This is a genomic window from Neisseria musculi, assembly GCF_014297595.2.
GTDB classification, from domain to species: Bacteria; Pseudomonadota; Gammaproteobacteria; order Burkholderiales; family Neisseriaceae; genus Neisseria; species Neisseria musculi.
Map to the genome: position 1 here is coordinate 2,554,003 of NZ_CP060414.2, position 17,343 is coordinate 2,571,345.

The following is a 17,343-nucleotide window of genomic DNA, read 5'->3' on the forward strand; positions in this document are numbered from 1 at the left end:
AGCGGAAGCCAGGCCGCAACTCGGGCGGTCAGACAATGAAATGAAGCGGTGCGGATTCTTCGGGCTGAAGCGGCGCCGGCGGCTCTGCGCTATAGGCATAAGCTGCGGGGGCATTTTGCGCGGCCGGGGCGTGGGAGGCTGCGACACCGCTTGACTGTTCCAGCGCGGCAGCCAGTTTGGCTTCGGAGATTTTCCCTTCGAGCACATCGTTGCCGAATGTGCCGGAATCGAAAATGAAGCGGGAAACGGCGGCGTTTTTGCCGGTGTTCTGCCGTTCGATAATCAGTTTGTCGCTGCTGTTTGCGAGGCTGATTTCCCAGTTGGTTTGGCCAGCCAGCCACGGGTGGGCGGTGCGGGTGATGGTTAGGTCTTCGGGGGTGATGCCTGCGCCGAAACGCACGCTGTTGCTGCCTTCGGTGTCGGAAATCGTGTCTTGGCCGTAACCTTTGGCAAATATAAAGGTATCGTTGCCTGCGCCGCCGTAGAGCTGATCGTTGCCGCTGCCGCCGTCAAGTGTGTCGTGGCCTGAGTTGCCGTGCAGGATATCGTTGCCGCCGAGGCCGTTGAGCCTGTCGTTGCCTGTCCAGCCATCGATTAAGTTGTTGCCGCTGCTGCCGTTGATGGTGTTGCCGTTGATGTCGCCAAACAGAATGCCGCTACTCTCGGGGGTATCCTGCAAATCGAATTTGATGGTGTGGGTGGCATCGTTGGTGCGGCCGCTGCGGGCTGCGGTGCTGTCGTCAAATTTGAATTCGATGGCGGCTTCGGTGGCGCCGCGGTTGGGAATAAACACGAGGTTTTCGGTATCGAAATCGTGGAAGCGGCCTTTTTTCACCCATTCGATAATCTGGCCGTCTGAAGACAGATAGGCCAAACGCCCGCCTGTTACGTTTTCGATATCGAAGCGGTATTCGGCAAGCACGTTGTCCGGCCCCACGCCGAAATCTGCTTCGCTCATGCGGTAGCCGCTTTGGCCGTTGATGGTGATGGTTTTGCGGTTGCCGGTGATGCCGATGCGCTCGGCAAGTTCCCACGGGCTGAGGGTTTCACCGGCAAATTCGAAACGGGTGATGGCGAGGTTGGACTCTTCATCGGCGCTTTGGTTGTGGATGGTGAGTTTGTCGCTGCTGCCTTTAACGGCCATCTGCCAAATATTGGCGATGTTGCCGTCTGCCTGAACGGTGGCGGTGATGGTTAAATCTTCGGGGCGGATGTCTGCTCCGAAGCGCAGGGTGTTGGTGCCGATGGGGTCGGAAACGGTTTCTACGCCGGGGGTGCGGTAATCGATGATGGTGTCGTGGCCGTAGCCGCGGGCGAAGAAATAGGTGTCGTCTCCGTTGCCGCCTGCCAGCAAGTCGTTGCCTGCGCCGCCATCGAGATAATCATCGCCATCGCCGGGATCGGGGTAATAGCGTTCGCCCAAGCTGTTTTCAATCAGGCTGACGGCTTTGCCGCCGATTAATCTGTCGTTGCCTGCGCCGCCGTAGAGCCTGTCGCCGCCATCGCCGCCGATCAGCAGGTCGTTGCCGCCGTGGCCGGATAATGTATCGTTGCCTCCTCCTCCGGAGAGGAGGTTGTTGCCGTGGTTGCCGTTCAGCGTGTTGTTGCCGTTATTGCCGCTGCCGTTGAGGTTGCCGCTGCCGGTGAGGGCGAGGTTTTCTACATGGGCAGGCAGGGTGTAGCCCACGCTGCTGAACACGGTGTCGGTGCCGTGGTTTTCCAACTCGATTACGGTATCCCGGGTATTGTCCACATAATAGATATCATGACCGTTGCCGCCGTGCATGGCATCGGCACCGCTGCCGCCGTCAAGAATGTCGTTGCCGCCGTGGCCGTAAAGCGTATCATCGCCGGCCAAACCGAGCAGCCGGTTGCGGTTGTTGTTGCCGGTGAGCACGTTGGCTTGGCCGTTGCCGGCGGCGTTGATTGCGCCGTGCCCCACCAGTGTGAGGTTTTCTACATGATCGGGCAGGGTGTAGCTGACGCGGCTGTAGGCTGTGTCTGTGCCTTGTCCGGGTTTTTCGATGATGCGCTCCTGCGGATGCTCGATGTGGAATACGTTATCGGCAAAGTCGCCGTAAAACACGCCGGGTGTGCCGGTGGCGTTGGGTTGGCTGCTCATGATAGTCTCCTTGATTTGAATGGATATTAATGATGATATTCGGATAAGGTGCCGGATTGTGGTTTGGATTTTAGTGCCGGCAATGGGAATTTATTATAAAAAATGATTATATACAATATTTTAAATAAGATTATTGCCGGGGTGAAAACAGGGTCATATCCACCGCATGGGTTCATTTGAATTTGAATAACTAGCAGGAAGAGCTGTATGCGTGGGGCCGTCTGAAAAGCTGTGTTGTGCAGATTCTGCTAGAATATCCGACCAATCTTAAAGGAAACCGATTATGGCTTGCCCTTTGTGCGCCGCCGCCAACGAAGATGTGCTGCTGCAAACCGATAATCTGCGTGTGATCGCCGTACACGATGAAACCAACGCTCCCGCATTCTGCCGCGTTATCTGGCAGCATCACGTTGCCGAAATGACCGATCTGCAACCTGCAGAACGCCGAGAGCTGATGGAAGCGGTTTTCCGGGTGGAGGCTGCCATGCGCCGGGTGTTCCGGCCTGCCAAAATCAATTTGGCCAGCCTGGGCAATGTGGTGCCGCACCTGCACTGGCACATCATTGCCCGCTTTGATAACGATGCCAATTTTCCCGCCCCTGTTTGGCTGCCGGCCGTGCGGAAACCAGGAGTGGTGTTGCCGCAAGACTGGCCGCAGCAGATCAAAGCATTACTGTAATCCATACTTCAGGCCGTCTGAAAACGATATGAAAATCCATTGGCAGACTCAATAATTGCTGTAATCCACACTTTGCAGGCCGTCTGAAAATGTTTGCAGGCTTTCAGACGGCCTGCGTTGTGTGATACGGCTCAATGCCTTTAAAATATAGGACAACTCCGCCGGAATCCACTTTATTGCCGTTACGGCGCTGCTGCGTTTTGGCTCAAAGAGGGCGGTTTTGTCGGCCGCACGGCAGCAGAACCGGGTTCGCAATTGTTTGCGGCTTGCTGGTTTGGTTTTGCAAATAAAGTGGGCTCACTATCATATACGATCGTAATACGCATTCATCCGGCCGTCTGAAAGGGCGGCGCACACTAGGAATTTTTATGACTTGGCAACCTTCAAGACGCAATTTTCTGAAAGCCTCGGCTGCTGCAGCCGGAGCAGGCGTGCTTGCCGCCTGCGGCAGCGGCGGCACCGCCCGCCCTGCAGCTCAAGCCGGCAAAGCCCAAATCGTGCCGCCGAAAACCACCCGACCCGGCCGCAGCGGCGACAACATATTGCGCGTTGTTGCGCCATCGGGTTTTGCCGACAGCGCCGCCCGCTCCGAAACCGGACTCACCCGCCTGCATAACGCCGGGTTTGCCGTTACCAACCAGCAAGCCGCCTTCCGCCGCTACCAGCGTTTTGCCGGCACCGACAGTGAAAGGATTGCCGACTTTCAAGATGTGGCAGCAGGCCGCGTTGCCACCCCGAAAGTGTTGATGGGGCTGCGCGGCGGCTATGGAGCCATGCGCATTTTGCCGCACATTGATTTTGCCGCCCTCGGTGCCCGTATGCGAGAGCGCGGCACGCTGTTTTTTGGTTTCAGCGACCTATGCGCCGTGCAGCTTGCCCTGCTGGCCAAAGGCAATATGGCCAGCTTCGCCGGGCCGATGGTGTACAGCGAGTTCGGCAAACCCGCTCCCAGCATTTATACGATGGAATCGTTTATACGCGGCACCACCCATGCCGACAATACTATCAGCGTATATAACGTTCAGCGCCGCAGTGTCAGTGCCGAAGGCACGTTTTGGGGCGGCAATTTAAGCGTGTTGGCCTCACTCGCCGGCAGCACCTATATGCCCGATATTCGGGGCGGCATTCTGTTTCTCGAAGACGTGGGCGAGCAGCCCTACCGCATCGAGCGTATGCTTCAAACCCTGCATCTGGCCGGTATTTTGTCGAAACAGCAGGCCGTGGTGTTCGGTGATTTCCGTATGGGCACTATCCGTGATGTGTACGACAGCAGCTATGATTTCAGCACTGTGGTCAATAATGTCGGCCGAATTGCCAAAGTGCCTGTGCTGACAGGCTTCCCGTTTGGCCACATCACCAACAAAGCCACGTTTCCGCTGGGTGCGCATGCAAAAATCACCGCTGAATCCAACGGCGGCTATTCGGTCAGATTCAGCGGCTATCCCACACTCAACGCCGCCGGTTTGATGCTCGATACGCTGCTGCCGCCGCCGGTTCCCGCTTATCAGCCCGTGAATATCGTGGAAGACCCGGAGCAGGAGTAAGAGCCGGGGTGAACGTATTGCTTTCGCCTTGATTCCAATCACAATCTGCGCGTAATCTGTTTTACAAACTTCCGAAAACCGTCCCAGAAACTTGGTGGGGCGGTTTTTTACCGTGGGGAGTTGAAGGAATCTATTTTGAAGGGTAACTTCGGGGAAATGGGAATACATAGGGCAGGGAAAATAATTTTATTCGGCATTCTTGAGCGCCGGGGTGAGATGTTGATTGTTGCGGTGGATAAGGGCGGACAAAAGCTTGTTGGTTGTTGGAAAAAGAAAAATCATGTCCGACACACCGTTTGCCATGTAAAGAGCCATCACATATTAATGCCGGCGGCTTCACCCTTCTGCCTTATCCATTACTCTCGGCTGTAGCAGGGAATCAAAATCATATTTAACGGTATTGAAAAAATCCCCAAATCAGGCTGGATATATCTGAGCAGATGCAGCGTAATCGACCGAAAATTTTTCTGGCTGTTCTTGAAAGAACGCAAATCTAAATTTAATTTTGGCGCATCAAGAGAGCAGCTTGAAATATTGTGCAAATCAAATAATGTGGTATTCGGGGCTGACCCGGCGCAGTTTTTAAATGCTTCTCCCAAACCACTCTACTCTGCCGATAATGGCTACATCATCGGTCATATTATTGAGATTGATTTCAAACGCGGGGTAAGCCTCGTTGGCGGAAATCACATTCACGATTCCGCCGGGCATCAACTGCAAACGTTTGACCAATAGATTTTCATTTAGACGCAATACATAAAGACCATCGCGCGGCATGGTTTCGCCGTGATTGATCAAAATCGAATCACCATCGTTCAATACCCCTTCCATCGAGTCGCCTTTTACCGAAATGACCGAAAGATTTTTGGTATCGCGGGTTACATAATTTTCTATCCAATAACGGCGGAAAGCCATGCTGAACACAGGGGTTTCATCGCCCACCAAGCGGCCGTATCCGGCTGCCGCCTGGATATCGTAACGGGGCACGAATACAAATTCATCGATATTTACAGGGTTGCCTAAAGTGTCCTCGGCAGCGGAGGGCGTTGGCATGGCAGAGTTCGGAAACGGCTCACCTTCGCCCGTGAGCAGCCAATCTATACTGCAACCTTTTAATTGCTTGATTTTTTTTAGGGTTTCTGCTTTTGGTAGGCCGCCTTCGTTCCAAATACGGCTGAAACCCGCAATCGTCATATCGATATCTGCTGCAATTTTGGCCTGCTTGGCTTCGTTTTTCCAAAGAAAAGCCAATCTGTCTTTAAATGTGTTCATATGTTCCTTATCAAGTGTAGCTTTGCATACTAGCTTGTGATTCATTTACATTTTACTTTAGTTTTTCTTAAAATGTAAGATAAATTTTGAAAATAAATAAGAAAAAGTATTGCAATTTAAGATTTTGATAAGTAACATTCTTCTATACTTAATTTTTTTTCATAAACTGATTTATTTAAGCAAATGTTTACCTTCTGAGTTGGAATGGTTGTTTGGTTTTGTTTAGCAGGTTTTACATAAACCGCAAAGCAGCTGAATAAAATCTTAGCAAGTCCGGCCGGCAGGGAAAGGAGCGAAATCATGCAAAGCACGCAACGCAAAGGTTTGGTGTTGGTCAGCACATTGGCCGCAATGGCTGCAGCATTCTCTTCCGGCCACACGGAGGCCCAATCCGCCGAAATGCCGCTGTCGGAGTTGGGCTGCGATAAATTGAATGTATTGCGAATCACGCAAATGAACGGTAAACAACAAGTTTTTGCACGCGAATGCGCCGCTGCAGAAGCCGCCCAAGCATGGGAACAGTCTTACGGCGCACTTGACTCCGAAAGTTTGATTGCGAGTGTGATATACGAATAGCGGGTTAAACCGTTGGGCTGAAACAACACCCGGTGATAACGGTTAAAATGCCTACAGTTTTCGGTAGAAGGTTTTACCGGTGTTTCCGCTCCGGCCGTATGAAATCTGCGTTTCACGGTGTGGATTGCTGCAAGCCGCCAACAGGCAGGCCGGCGCGCTAGAAATCAAAATTTCGGCAGATATGGGTAAACTCATGATAAGGCTTGGTAATGTGTAAATGATAAAACTATCGTTCTGCCAATCTTTGTTGTCTTTGTCCAAAAAATTTCCCGGCAATATGGATACAAGATGAGGCTGCCATCCTAAAAATCGGGAATCACAGCCTTGTAAAATTATTATTTTTATATAAATCAATATTTTATATAAAAAACTTTTAACCCGCCTTGAGCCGTCTGCATTTACAAAACTTGACCCTGAATGCAGTTTGCAGTATAGTCGGACACCAAATTTACTGCCGATTTGATACAGCTTGCGGGCGTTAAAACAGCTAAAGCGTAGGTTGCACTTTGCACCCATCTGTTTGCAATAAAGCCCGCTGTGTTATACATCGGGCTTTATTGTTTTGGATAACCTTATGATTAGTTTGAACAATGTTTCCAAGCGCTATCAAAACCGCGATAAAACATGGTTTACCGCCGTAGAGCCGATTTCACTGCAAATTGAAGCGGGCGAAATTTTCGGACTGATGGGCTACTCGGGTGCGGGCAAATCCACGCTGTTGCGTCTAATTAATCTGCTCGAGCGTCCCGACACCGGTACGGTAACGGTGGGCGGCCAAGAGCTGACGGCGTTAAGTGCCGTCCAGCTGCGCCGGGTGCGGCAGAATATCGGTATGGTGTTTCAGCAGTTTAACCTGCTCTCCAACCGCACTGTGGCCGACAATGTGGCTTTTCCGCTGGAAATTGCCGGTTGGCCGTCTGAAAAAATTCAGGCGCGGGCGGCGCAATGTTTGGAAATTGTCGGGCTGGAAAACCGTGCCGGACACTATCCAGCCCAGCTTTCAGGCGGTCAAAAACAGCGTGTGGGCATTGCCCGCGCGCTCGCTCCCAACCCTCAGGTGATCCTGGCCGATGAGCCAACCTCCGCGCTCGACCCTGCGACTACCCGCAGTGTGTTGGAATGTTTGGAAGACATTAACAAACGCTTTAATGTAACCATTGTTATTGTTACGCACGAGATGAGTGTATTGCGCCGCCTGTGCGACCGCGCGGCTCTGCTGCATCAGGGCAGATTGGTGGAAACCGTGTGTGTCAATAACAACCAAATCCACGCCCAATCCGAAATCGGGCGCGAACTGGTGCAGGAGGATTAAGATGGGCGGCTTAACTTTTTCGCAAGCCTTGGAAACCATTGGCCGTATGCGCGGTGAAATCTTGCAGGCCTTATGGGAAACCTTCGTAATGGTGGGTTTGTCCACCACATTTGCCGCCGTATTCGGCACCTTTTTGGGTGTGCTGCTGTTTGTTACCGCCAACCGCCAACTGTATTACAACCGCCCCGTCAATCTGGTGTTGGACAATCTGGTTAATCTGATGCGTGCGTTTCCGTTTGTGATTCTGATGATTGCGATGATTCCCGCCACCCGGGCCATTGTCGGCAGCACTATCGGCCCGGTTGCCGCTTCGTTGGTGCTGAGTGTTTCCGGCCTGTTTTATTTTGCCCGCTTGGTTGAGCAGAATCTGCGCGAAGTGCCGCGCGGTGTGATTGAAGCCGCCATCAGTATGGGCGCGGCACCAATGGAGGTTGTCCGCAAAGTGCTGCTCAACGAAGCCCGTGCAGGCATGGTGTCGAGCATTACCGTATTGGCCATCGGCCTGCTTTCATACAGCGCGGCGGCGGGCATGATCGGCGGTGGAGGCTTGGGCGATTTGGCCATCCGCTACGGCTACTACCGTTACCAAACCGAAGTCATCATTTTTATCGTAGCCATTTTGGTATTGCTGGTGGTGGTGATTCAGGGTTTGGGCAATCTGATTTCACGCAGTATCGACAAAAGATAAAATAAAATTTCGGTATCGGCCGTCTGAAAACGGTCAAACCAAATTTGACCAGCGGAGCCGGGCTTTGCGGTGCGGCAAAACGCATTGTTCAGGAAACAAGGGCGGGGTTCTAACCCGGAACGGAGTGCCGGGCGCAAGAAAGTAGAAAGTTGTTTCCCTTCAGGAAAATACAGGAAAAATGCACCTCCGCATCTTTAATAAAACAGCAAGATACACATACAGGACTGTATTTTGAAAACGGCAAACCGGCCGAAAGAGCAGCCTCCGGCTGAGCCGGCCGGCCAAACAGAATGGAAGATAGTGATAAAACTGCAAGATCAGGCCGTCTGTGTTTTCCGTACCATGCGTTTGAGTTTTGCTTTCTGCCCGGCGGTATGCCGCACCCGTACAGGCAGCACAAGGCTTTTCCCTGCTTGCAGATGCCCCCGGCAGTTTGGGTTTGAGCACAGTCCGGCCTTTAGCCGCAGGCGGGAATAAACTGCATTCCTTATTGGGAATAAGCGGTAGATGCCGTATTTGAAAATTCAATCCGAGGCCGTCTGAAAAGATATTCAGACGGCCTCGGAAAGAAAAATATTTTACGATGCTTTAACATTCATAATAGTGTGCCTACGATATTGCCCTGCACATTTTTAAGTTTGAAAAGTGTTTTCCAAAACTCTTTAAATGCTTGAAGTTTCGCTGTTTACGGCAGTAGAATCCGAATTTGTCCGAGAGATGCAGCCATTCAGAATCAGGCGAAAAGGGTGATGCCGGGCTGTATGCCCAATATCTTTTCGGGCCAATCTAGCACCGCCGGCAAGGTTGGCGGTATTTCAATTATCAGGAGACTTTGATGACTGCAATCCCTTTATTCAAAACTTTTTCAGCTGCCGCATTGGCCTTGATATTGGCCGCCTGCGGCGGGCAGCAGGAAAGCGTGTCTGCACAGGTTTCGGCTTCGGAAGCTGCCGCACCAGAAAAACAGGAAATCGTGTTCGGCACTACAGTCGGCGATTTCGGCGATATGGTAAAAGACCATATCCAGCCTGCATTGGAGCAGAAAGGCTATAAAGTCAAGCTGATCGAATTCACCGATTATGTACGCCCCAATCTCGCGCTGGCCGAAGGCGCTCTGGACATCAACATTTTCCAGCACAAACCATATTTGGACGACTTTAAAAAAGAACACAAACTTGATATTACCGAAATTTTCCAAGTGCCCACCGCTCCGCTGGGCATCTACCCGGGCAAACTGAAATCTCTGGATGAAGTGAAAGACGGCAGCAGCGTTTCCGCGCCCAACGACCCTTCCAACTTCGCCCGCGCCCTCGTGATGCTCAACGAGTTAGGCTGGATCAAGCTGAAAGACGGCATTAATCCATTAACCGCGTCTAAAAACGACATCGCAGAAAACCTGAAAAACATCAACATTGTCGAACTGGAGGCCGCCCAACTGCCGCGCAGCCGCGCCGATGTGGACTTTGCCATCATTAACGGCAACTACGCGATGAGCAGCGGCATGAAGCTGACCGAAACCCTGTTTCAAGAGCCCAGCTTCGCCTATGTGAACTGGTCTGCCGTCAAAACCGCCGATCAAGACAGCCAATGGGTAAAAGACGTAACCGATGCGTATAACTCTGATGAATTCAAAACCTACGCCAAACAGCGTTTCGCCGGCTATAAATACCCCGCATCATGGGGCGGACAAGCCGCTGCCGGCGCCAAAGCCGAAGCAACTTCCGCCGCATCGGCCGCCGAATAATCTGCTATTTGCTCTATCAAACGCCTTCCCCGCAACGGAAAGGCGTTTTTTACGCGGTGGTTTTACTCAGATTAAAATGCAATTAAGAAGATGGTGTTTAGGTATTTCAGACGGCCTCAACGAGTTTTAGATGTAGAAAACACTAGAGTATAAGGAGTTTAAAATTAAAAAAACATCAATCACTACTCCATTTATCGGTTGCTGCCGATACCATTTCTTGGCAGTTCAAGCTGTACAGGTCGTTCAAGGCACCGCACCATCTGCCGAATAACGATCGTGGCTGTCCAAAAACAAAGCCGCGTCGTCTTACGTGTGCCCATAGGTTGCTTTCAGATTTTGGTAACGGTTGGTTCCCCAAACTCCTGTGGGGGGAGAGATACAAACCGATGGTGCTGAAAAACCGTAATCTTTATTGGGAGATAAGTGGAATATCGACCATAATGCTTTTCCTCTTAGGTGTTTGTTTATCCGATAAACACATGATGCTGTATCTTGCAAAAAGAGTCGGCCAATCCTAGCGCGTAGTTAAGGCAGATGCAAAAAAATTCTGTTTGTGTGAACTATCCCCAAAAAAGTTGGACAGCTTAATCAATCGACTCCCAAAGCCTGAATCCTGTATGGCACAGAACTCAATCCTTTTCATTCCAATTAACCCCATTATGATTGCAGTAACGGATAGATTCGCGCAAAGCCGCTTCCGGTTCGGCAGCGGAAGCGTATTTGCGCGTATGGAAACATTCCGACTTTAACATGCCGGAGAAGCTTTCCACGGCCGCATTGTCCAGACAGTTTTCCTTACGGGACATGCTCTGCACTAATCCTTTGTCTTTTAACTGCTTTTGATAAAAATCCATCTGATACTGCCAACCTTGGTCAGAATGCAGTATCGGTTTTTCAGACGGCCTTATATATTGCACCCCAACAAAAGGGGTGTATTTTTACATTCTACTCCTTTACAAATCGGAACAACCGACTTTTGAAAGGGGGCTCAAATGTCATCAGCCTGCCGTACCATCACGCCCGAACCCGAACGTTTTCCCAAATCCTGCACCGTCCGCGTATTCCGTGAGTCGAACCATGATTGCTTTGCCTGCAAACCGTCAATTTTCCTATACGAAACCCTGTCCCGCCTAATAAAACCCTGTCCGGAGCCGACACATTCGGGCGTATGGCCGTTAAGAAACTGATTGACTGTTATGATGGCAAAAGCGGGGTTTTAATTATAATAATTTTATTAATTTATTGATTATTTAAGGATTCGTGAGATGAGAAATATTTATGTGCGTATTGGTAACTCCGACCGTCCGACTTTGTGCGAAGTTGCTACCTATGACAAAGGCAGGCTGGCGGTTCGGAAAACCGGAAAAGATGGAATTTATAGCGAACTTCCGACCAGAACGGCCAAAAGCCTGAAAGATGCTGTTAAGCAGGAGCAGCGTATTTATACGATGATGTTTCAGCTTAAAACACATAGGCCGTATAGGGGTTTTGAGATGGCGTGCAGAACGTACGGAACCAAACCCGACCCCGCCCGTTTCGGCGGCGGTTGGAATCTGCAGCTAATCGAAGCCGGAAAAATCATGCTCACAAAAAACGAACCTGCAAACCCATGCCCGCATGGTTTTGGGTTTGCCGGCCAAATCCATCACGATTTGGCTTTGCCGGCCTGCAAATTAGGCGGCCAATCTTGGATTGAAGCGGGGGGTGTGTCCATGAGTACCCGCTGCTGCCCCGAATGCCGCCAGTACCGCCAAACGTCCGCTTTTTCGGGCGTTTTGGGCTGCGTCTGTGATGTATGCGCCGTAGCGGCGCAAAGCGCGAAGCGCGGCGCGCTTTCTTGTCTTAATAGTAACAACTGCATCGGGAATCATGCTGCAGGCATGAAAGGCAGTAAAAACAAGCAATTGCCAAAATTTCATGAAAGGTTTGAAAGCGAAGCGGCAAAAGAGAGCGCAAAACTGAATGTGTTTTCGACTTCGCACAAGAAATCTGCAACCGCGTTGGAATTAAACGTACACCAATTCATACAAACATTTGGCCTAAACCATGTCGGCTTTTTAACTCTAACCTTTGCCGATGACGTGCAGGACGTAAAAGAAGCCGGCCGCCGCTTTCACAGTCTGCGCACAAACTTTCTGAGTAAACATTTCAAACACTGCATCTGCGTGTATGGGCGCACCAAGAAAGGCCGTATTCACTTCCACCTAATCGTAAACACCCGTGAAGATATACGGCGAGGGCTGAACTTTGCCGCCGCCCGTGGCTACCAAAGTGCCAACCCCGCATTGCGCCGGCTTTGGAAGCGGATACGCGAAAACGTGGGCAGATACGGTTTCGGCCGCGCCGAACTGCTGCCGGTCAAAACCAACAGCAAGGGTTTGTCGCATTATGTCGCCAAGTACATTGCCAAGCATATTGACAGTCGTTTTCCCGAAGACAAGGGCTATAGGCTTATCCGCACCACCATTGACAAAAAAAGCCTTTGGAAGATTGCCACATCAAACTTTTCGTTCCGCTCTGCCGGTTCGGCCCGATGGCGGCGCAAGCTGCAAAACCGGGGTGTGGCCGTTGGGCCGTATCTCAAAAGATATGCCGTTGAAGTCAGGGGATTGGTGATACCCGATATAACCGAAGAGAATTACAACATCGTTTTAAGTGAAACCATCAGCCCCAAATGGGCATTTTTGAACCGCGGAATTATCGGAAAGCGGCCTTAAGAAAGGAAAAGCCATGAGCAACAAAACCCCAACCCCGCAGCCGCCCGTTCAAGGCATTTACATGACCGCCGCCTTTGACCACCGCATGATGGTGAGAGAGCGCAAAAACGATGACGGCAGTTACAGCAAAACCAACTCTTGACCGTGCGCGTATTCCCGTGTGCTTTTAAAGACCACGTTTACTACTCTGACGAAAGCTGAACAAAGATTCAGGGCCTGGGCGGTGTGCCTTGAATTGACCCTTTAAACACTGCCAACCTGTTTTTACTTACTAAACTTTGAAAGGAAAAAATCATGAAAAACCTGAAAGACAAAATGTACAAAGGCTTGGCCGTTGCCACAATGGCCGCCATGCCTGCCGTTGCATTGGCCGATGATGCCAATCTGCTGGAAACCATCAAAACCGAAATCAGCGGTTTGAAAGCAGGCGTTTTGGCGATTGGCGCGGTGGTAGTGGGCATCTCTATTGCCTTTGCGCTCGTGCGCATCGGCAAACGCGGTGCAGACTCTGTAGGCTAAGGTGCAGTCATGGGTTATCAGGTAGGCCGAATCTGCCATCAAACGCATGAAGAAGCAACAAACGCCGTGATGACCCAAGTTGTGCCGACAAAATACGGCAATCAGGTAAAAGTGCCGTCAAAAATTACTCAGACGGCCTGTGCCGCAATTATTGCGGGTGCAGTCGGCAGTGCAGCTTCAAAGGCCGTTGATATTTATTCTGAACAATTGGGAAGTTCGATTAAACAAGGTAATGACTTGGGTGCCGCGCATCATGCCGTTATGACGGCAGGAGCCACATTGGATAATTTGCCGGGGGTGGTGCGATTTCTTCTGTTGCCAAGGGTATCGGGCGCGGTCTCGGTACGTTGCCGTCTGAAAACGGCAGCGGTTTGAGTTTATCCGATTTGGGTGTGGAATTGAGAAAATCTGCCTCAGCCGCCGCCCAATCAGCGGCAGAAACTGCGGGAATTGCGGGGTTTGGGGCAGCGCCCCATAAAGGCATAAAGCCCCCGACTTCGCAAGTACGGCCGATGTTCAAAACATGTCCCAAAGATTGAAGCGGGGGCTTACCCCAATCATCAAGCTTGAACACTATCTAAGGCGCAAAGCCCGCATTGATAAGGTAAAACACCATGTACTTGGGAATAGACGTGAGCAAAGTAACCATAGACTGCCGTCTGATTTCAGACGGCTTTTTTTACGAACACCGATTCGGAAACAGCCCCACAGGTTAAGCCGAGCTGAAAGCATGCTAAACGGCCATAACGCCAACCCAAGCCTGCACTGCTGCTGCGAAGCAACGGGAACCTGCTATAGACCGCCGGCCGAATATCTCAACAGCCATTACAAAATGAGCGTGGACAACCCAAGAAAAATAAAAGGCTTCGCAAACGCCGTATTGCAAAGAAGCAAAACCGACAAACAAGACGCAAAACTCATCGCCCGCTACTGCAAGGCCATGAACCCCGAAACATGGCAGCCGCAGCCGTCCGAACAAAAACAGCTTCAGGAACTGACCCGCTATATAGCTCGCATCAAAAAACAACGGGCGGCAGAACTGACCAAGTATCAAACAGCCCCCAATTACTTGAAACGGCACATAAAGGCAACGATAGACTACTTGAGCCGCTATTTGCAGACGCTTAAAAAAGACTTGCAGAGCTTTTACAAAGCCAATCCCGATTACGACAAAAACCGCCAACGCCTGAAAACCATCACAGGCATAGGCGAAAACACCGCCGCCGTTTTGCTCTCGACCATAACATCACGCTTTGATACCGCTGCCCAACTGGCCGCCTATTTCGGTTTGGGTCCAAAACGGCATCAGCCGGGAACAAGCGTAAACGGCAAAGAACGGATTTCAAAGGTAGGCAAGTCCGACTTAAGGGCAGCCCTATACATGCCCGCATTGGCCGCCTACCGCATGAACGCCTTTCCCGCCTTTATCGGCCGTCTGAAAGCCGGGAAAAAACCGCCGAAACTCATCTATTGTTGCAATTATGCGAAAGCTGGTAACCATCGCTTTCTACATTTTGAAAAACCAAACGGAATACGACAAAACCCGTTACGGATTAACAGCATAAATTAACAATACCAAACAGAAAAATGCCCTACAAAAGCAGGGTACGGCTTGGTTGTTGCCGAAAGAATACATCAACGGCATTGACACTTGCACATACTATCTTGATTGCTTAAATGCTTCTTTCAATATCTTACCGACCGAATCGACAGCGCCGGGTTGTGGGATTCAGCAACCGATGATTTCTCCGTTAAACCAGTCCGTCAGCGGCAACAGTTGCGCTTTTCCCCACCGGCATCGAATCCGGCAACCGATGATTGCCTTGTTGAACCAATCCATCAGCGGAGAAAGATACAACTTTTCTCCCGCATTATTGAGCTCCGTGGCAGCCCTTACCCGTTTCCCATTTGGCTTTTCCGCCTTGAAACGGCGTTGCAGGATAGCGGCGTAACGTTGCCGGCCTCTTTCGAACGGGCGATGGACGGCATTGACTCCACCGTGCTGCCGCCCCGGCCCGACACCACCTTAAGACGGCCTGTGTCTGCTTGCGGTATCGGTTCGGGAAGTTAAAATAGTGATTCCGGTATTCCCAAGCATGGCGGCAAGGTTATACGGTCATAACGAATAATGCTCAAAAGAAAGTTGGTTCCCTGTTATTGCAGGGAAAATTATACCTGACAGTGTAGTTTATACGGACAATTTATGCAATTAAAATATGTTGGATGTCGGCAGATTCAACCACCGGATAAATCACAGCAGTTTGTCAACCTACAAAAACATATTAACGGCATTGGAAATTTTTAGAATTAGTCAAAATGCTATTTGTGTAAGTTCAATGGCATTACTAAAGCCCATTTCAAGCTGTATTTGAATAATGTGAACGATGTTTAACAACATTAAAATAAAATCTCAATTATCTTTTTAAAAGAATTGATAAGAGAATTTGACCTGGTTATCTAAGACAGTCTCTAAAGATTTTGTAGTGTGGAGGCAAATTAGATGCTGAAAAATCCTAGGCCGTCTGAAAGTTTTTTCAGACGGCCTGTTGGTTTAAGCTATTTCAAACTTAAATAATGCCTTGGGTTTGGGTTTGTTGGGTGATTTGATCTTGGCTCACAGAAGCATAGGATGTATCGATACCGTAGCTGTTGAGTACTTTATCGATAGCGGTGCTGTTCCATACGGTGCCGTCATCAAATTTAAACTCTTCGATGCGGTAGGCCGCACTTTCAAACCAATTGCTCACAGTTAACGAATCTTGACCGCCGGCTTTGATGGTTAAATCGTTGCCCGAGCGGGCAAAGCTTAAGTCGGAAATCTGGAGGCCTTGCCAAAATTCAAGTACATCATGGTTACACGGATCGGTATCGTAATCACAGATTACATCATGACCATAACCTTTATTGAACACATAGGTGTCGTTGCCGACGCCGCCTTCAAGATAGTCGTTGCCGGCACCGCCATCAAGCCAGTCGCCGCCGCCTTTGCCGATCAGACGGTCATCACCATCCATGCCGCGCAATTCATTATTGCCGCCGTTGCCGATAATTTCGTTGTTCAGGCTGTTACCGGTTCCGTTCAGATTGGCCGTACCCATCAGAATCAGGTTCTCAACATTATCCGGCAATTCGTAATCGATATAGGTGCGAACGGTGTCGGTGCCCTCGTTGGCATGCTCAACTACGCAATCTCCTTTCTGCTCAACCAGATATACATCATTGCCGAGACCTCCGTACATGATGTCGTTGCCTTCTCCGCCATTGAGGTAATCGTTGCCTGTGCCGCCGTAGAGCGTGTCGTTACCTGACTGGCCATACAGCGTATCGCCGTTGTCATTTCCGTAGATGATGTCGTCTCCTGCACCGCCGTAGATCACATCTGCACCGGCATGACCGTAAATTTTATCAGCTTTATCAGTACCGTAAATGGTGTCTTTTTTCTCGGTACCGTGAATTTGGCCTATTTCGTTGGGTGTGCCTTTAATAATATTACCGGGATTTTTATCGATGCCGCCGAAACTGTTGTCGGGATTGGCATTGTTATCCTTGCAATCAATGCAGTCGTCTTTCGGCTTGGGCTCGGGTTTCGGCTCAGGCTTGGGCTCGGGTTTCGGCTCAGGCTTGGGCTCGGGTTTCGGCTCAGGCTTGGGCTCGGGTTTCGGCTCAGGCTTGGGCTCGGGTTTCGGCTCAGGCTTGGGCTCGGGTTTCGGCTCAGGCTTGGGCTCGGGTTTCGGCTCAGGCTTGGGCTCGGGTTTCGGCTCAGGCTTGGGCTCGGGTTTCGGCTCAGGCTTGGGCTCGGGTTTCGGCTCAGGCTTGGGCTCGGGTTTCGGCTCAGGCTTGGGTTCGGGTTTCGGCTCGGGTTTCGGATGAGGCTTAGGTTTCGGGAAAAGTTCGATAATCGGAGGTTTGGGTTTCGGGAAAAGTCCGATAATCGGAGGTTTGGGTTTCGGAACAAATCCGATAATCGGAGGTAGGGGTTTCGGAATAAATCCGATAATCGGGGGTAGGGGTTTCGGAACAAATCCGATAATCGGGGGGATAACAGGCGGGCAATACCAGTTACCGATTCCTTTATCCTTGCCGCCCCAGCCGTAGTGGCCCTTGCCGCCCCAGCCGTAGCTCTTGCCACCGCTGAAACCTTTGAATGAATGTGTCATTGTGCACTCCTCA

16 protein-coding genes and 2 pseudogenes are annotated in these 17,343 nt (G+C 50.7%); 11 read left to right on the forward strand and 7 right to left on the reverse strand.

What is annotated here, in order from left to right:
* Positions 1 to 28 precede the first annotated feature (28 nt).
* Positions 29 to 2,122: a calcium-binding protein gene (locus H7A79_RS13155; RefSeq protein ID WP_187000493.1), complete on the reverse strand. Its 2,094-nt coding sequence runs from the start codon at positions 2,120 to 2,122 to the stop codon at positions 29 to 31.
* Positions 2,123 to 2,405: 283 nt separating this feature from the next.
* On the opposite strand from H7A79_RS13155, the gene H7A79_RS13160 reads away from it, so the two are divergent.
* Positions 2,406 to 2,801 (forward strand): HIT family protein, encoded by a 396-nt coding sequence (locus tag H7A79_RS13160; RefSeq protein WP_135034461.1) that lies wholly within the window; start codon positions 2,406 to 2,408, stop codon positions 2,799 to 2,801.
* A gap of 48 nt (positions 2,802 to 2,849) precedes the next feature.
* Here H7A79_RS13160 and H7A79_RS13165 read toward each other — a convergent pair whose 3' ends face one another.
* The gene (locus H7A79_RS13165) at positions 2,850 to 3,056 is read right to left on the reverse strand and encodes a hypothetical protein (protein ID WP_135034460.1); all 207 of its coding nucleotides are present in this window, start codon (positions 3,054 to 3,056) and stop codon (positions 2,850 to 2,852) included.
* A 113-nt stretch (positions 3,057 to 3,169) separates the two neighbouring features.
* Between H7A79_RS13165 and H7A79_RS13170 the strand changes: the two genes are divergently transcribed.
* Entirely contained in the window at positions 3,170 to 4,345 is a 1,176-nt protein-coding gene (locus H7A79_RS13170; RefSeq protein ID WP_187000494.1) for an LD-carboxypeptidase, read from the forward strand.
* Positions 4,346 to 4,927: 582 nt separating this feature from the next.
* Here H7A79_RS13170 and H7A79_RS13175 read toward each other — a convergent pair.
* Complete coding sequence (locus H7A79_RS13175; protein WP_135034458.1) at positions 4,928 to 5,617, reverse strand: S24 family peptidase; 690 nt, start codon at positions 5,615 to 5,617, stop codon at positions 4,928 to 4,930.
* A gap of 300 nt (positions 5,618 to 5,917) precedes the next feature.
* On the opposite strand from H7A79_RS13175, the gene H7A79_RS13180 reads away from it, so the two are divergent.
* Positions 5,918 to 6,193 carry a hypothetical protein gene (locus H7A79_RS13180; RefSeq protein ID WP_187000495.1) on the forward strand — a complete coding sequence of 92 codons (276 nt, stop codon included), beginning with the start codon at positions 5,918 to 5,920 and terminating at the stop codon, positions 6,191 to 6,193.
* A gap of 51 nt (positions 6,194 to 6,244) precedes the next feature.
* On the opposite strand, the gene H7A79_RS13185 is transcribed toward H7A79_RS13180, so the two are convergent.
* The gene (locus tag H7A79_RS13185) at positions 6,245 to 6,454 is read right to left on the reverse strand and encodes a hypothetical protein (protein WP_187000496.1); all 210 of its coding nucleotides are present in this window, start codon (positions 6,452 to 6,454) and stop codon (positions 6,245 to 6,247) included.
* 313 nt (positions 6,455 to 6,767) lie between these two features.
* Here H7A79_RS13185 and H7A79_RS13190 point away from each other — a divergent pair, with 313 nt between their 5' ends.
* The 3 genes from H7A79_RS13190 to H7A79_RS13200 all read left to right on the forward strand — a co-directional run bounded on the left by H7A79_RS13190 (position 6,768) and on the right by H7A79_RS13200 (position 9,937).
* Complete coding sequence (locus tag H7A79_RS13190; protein WP_187000497.1) at positions 6,768 to 7,505, forward strand: methionine ABC transporter ATP-binding protein; 738 nt, start codon at positions 6,768 to 6,770, stop codon at positions 7,503 to 7,505.
* Between the two features lies 1 nt (position 7,506).
* Positions 7,507 to 8,193, forward strand: a complete 687-nt coding sequence (locus H7A79_RS13195) for a methionine ABC transporter permease (protein ID WP_187000498.1) — start codon at positions 7,507 to 7,509, stop codon at positions 8,191 to 8,193.
* A gap of 835 nt (positions 8,194 to 9,028) precedes the next feature.
* Positions 9,029 to 9,937: a MetQ/NlpA family ABC transporter substrate-binding protein gene (locus tag H7A79_RS13200; RefSeq protein WP_135034454.1), complete on the forward strand. Its 909-nt coding sequence runs from the start codon at positions 9,029 to 9,031 to the stop codon at positions 9,935 to 9,937.
* Between the two features lie 629 nt (positions 9,938 to 10,566).
* Here the strand turns inward: H7A79_RS13200 and H7A79_RS15255 are convergent.
* Complete coding sequence (locus H7A79_RS15255) at positions 10,567 to 10,689, reverse strand: hypothetical protein (protein ID WP_434968549.1); 123 nt, start codon at positions 10,687 to 10,689, stop codon at positions 10,567 to 10,569.
* Positions 10,665 to 10,833 (reverse strand): annotated as a pseudogene (locus tag H7A79_RS15260) (IS3 family transposase); the annotation flags it as partial. The gene H7A79_RS15255 and the pseudogene H7A79_RS15260, both read right to left, overlap by 25 nt.
* 879 nt (positions 10,834 to 11,712) lie before the next feature.
* On the opposite strand from H7A79_RS15260, the gene H7A79_RS13210 reads away from it, so the two are divergent.
* The 5 genes and pseudogenes from H7A79_RS13210 to H7A79_RS13230 all read left to right on the forward strand — a co-directional run bounded on the left by H7A79_RS13210 (position 11,713) and on the right by H7A79_RS13230 (position 14,738).
* The gene (locus tag H7A79_RS13210) at positions 11,713 to 12,654 is read left to right on the forward strand and encodes a rolling circle replication-associated protein (protein WP_187001580.1); all 942 of its coding nucleotides are present in this window, start codon (positions 11,713 to 11,715) and stop codon (positions 12,652 to 12,654) included.
* Between the two features lie 13 nt (positions 12,655 to 12,667).
* Positions 12,668 to 12,796, forward strand: a complete 129-nt coding sequence (locus H7A79_RS13215) for a hypothetical protein (RefSeq protein ID WP_281384923.1) — start codon at positions 12,668 to 12,670, stop codon at positions 12,794 to 12,796.
* Positions 12,797 to 12,948: 152 nt separating this feature from the next.
* Positions 12,949 to 13,173: a hypothetical protein gene (locus tag H7A79_RS13220; protein ID WP_187000500.1), complete on the forward strand. Its 225-nt coding sequence runs from the start codon at positions 12,949 to 12,951 to the stop codon at positions 13,171 to 13,173.
* Positions 13,174 to 13,182: 9 nt separating this feature from the next.
* Positions 13,183 to 13,548 carry a hypothetical protein gene (locus tag H7A79_RS13225; RefSeq protein WP_187001756.1) on the forward strand — a complete coding sequence of 122 codons (366 nt, stop codon included), beginning with the start codon at positions 13,183 to 13,185 and terminating at the stop codon, positions 13,546 to 13,548.
* A gap of 239 nt (positions 13,549 to 13,787) precedes the next feature.
* Positions 13,788 to 14,738 (forward strand): annotated as a pseudogene (locus tag H7A79_RS13230) (IS110 family RNA-guided transposase).
* 1,002 nt (positions 14,739 to 15,740) lie between these two features.
* Here H7A79_RS13230 and H7A79_RS13235 read toward each other — a convergent pair.
* Complete coding sequence (locus H7A79_RS13235) at positions 15,741 to 17,330, reverse strand: calcium-binding protein (protein WP_187000501.1); 1,590 nt, start codon at positions 17,328 to 17,330, stop codon at positions 15,741 to 15,743.
* Positions 17,331 to 17,343: the final 13 nt, after the last annotated feature.

Excerpts from the sequence above, each read along its gene's own strand:
- H7A79_RS13220 (WP_187000500.1), top strand. The coding sequence starts at position 12,949 with ATGAAAAACCTGAAAGACAAAATGTACAAAGGCTTGGCCGTTGCCACA.
- H7A79_RS13155 (WP_187000493.1), bottom strand. The coding sequence starts at position 2,122 with ATGAGCAGCCAACCCAACGCCACCGGCACACCCGGCGTGTTTTACGGC.
- H7A79_RS13175 (WP_135034458.1), bottom strand. The coding sequence starts at position 5,617 with ATGAACACATTTAAAGACAGATTGGCTTTTCTTTGGAAAAACGAAGCC.
- H7A79_RS13200 (WP_135034454.1), top strand. The coding sequence starts at position 9,029 with ATGACTGCAATCCCTTTATTCAAAACTTTTTCAGCTGCCGCATTGGCC.
- H7A79_RS15255 (WP_434968549.1), bottom strand. The coding sequence starts at position 10,689 with ATGTTAAAGTCGGAATGTTTCCATACGCGCAAATACGCTTCCGCTGCC.
- H7A79_RS13215 (WP_281384923.1), top strand. The coding sequence starts at position 12,668 with ATGAGCAACAAAACCCCAACCCCGCAGCCGCCCGTTCAAGGCATTTAC.
- H7A79_RS13190 (WP_187000497.1), top strand. The coding sequence starts at position 6,768 with ATGATTAGTTTGAACAATGTTTCCAAGCGCTATCAAAACCGCGATAAA.
- H7A79_RS13235 (WP_187000501.1), bottom strand. The coding sequence starts at position 17,330 with ATGACACATTCATTCAAAGGTTTCAGCGGTGGCAAGAGCTACGGCTGG.
- H7A79_RS13225 (WP_187001756.1), top strand. The coding sequence starts at position 13,183 with ATGGGTTATCAGGTAGGCCGAATCTGCCATCAAACGCATGAAGAAGCA.
- H7A79_RS13160 (WP_135034461.1), top strand. The coding sequence starts at position 2,406 with ATGGCTTGCCCTTTGTGCGCCGCCGCCAACGAAGATGTGCTGCTGCAA.
- H7A79_RS13195 (WP_187000498.1), top strand. The coding sequence starts at position 7,507 with ATGGGCGGCTTAACTTTTTCGCAAGCCTTGGAAACCATTGGCCGTATG.
- H7A79_RS13170 (WP_187000494.1), top strand. The coding sequence starts at position 3,170 with ATGACTTGGCAACCTTCAAGACGCAATTTTCTGAAAGCCTCGGCTGCT.
- H7A79_RS13180 (WP_187000495.1), top strand. The coding sequence starts at position 5,918 with ATGCAAAGCACGCAACGCAAAGGTTTGGTGTTGGTCAGCACATTGGCC.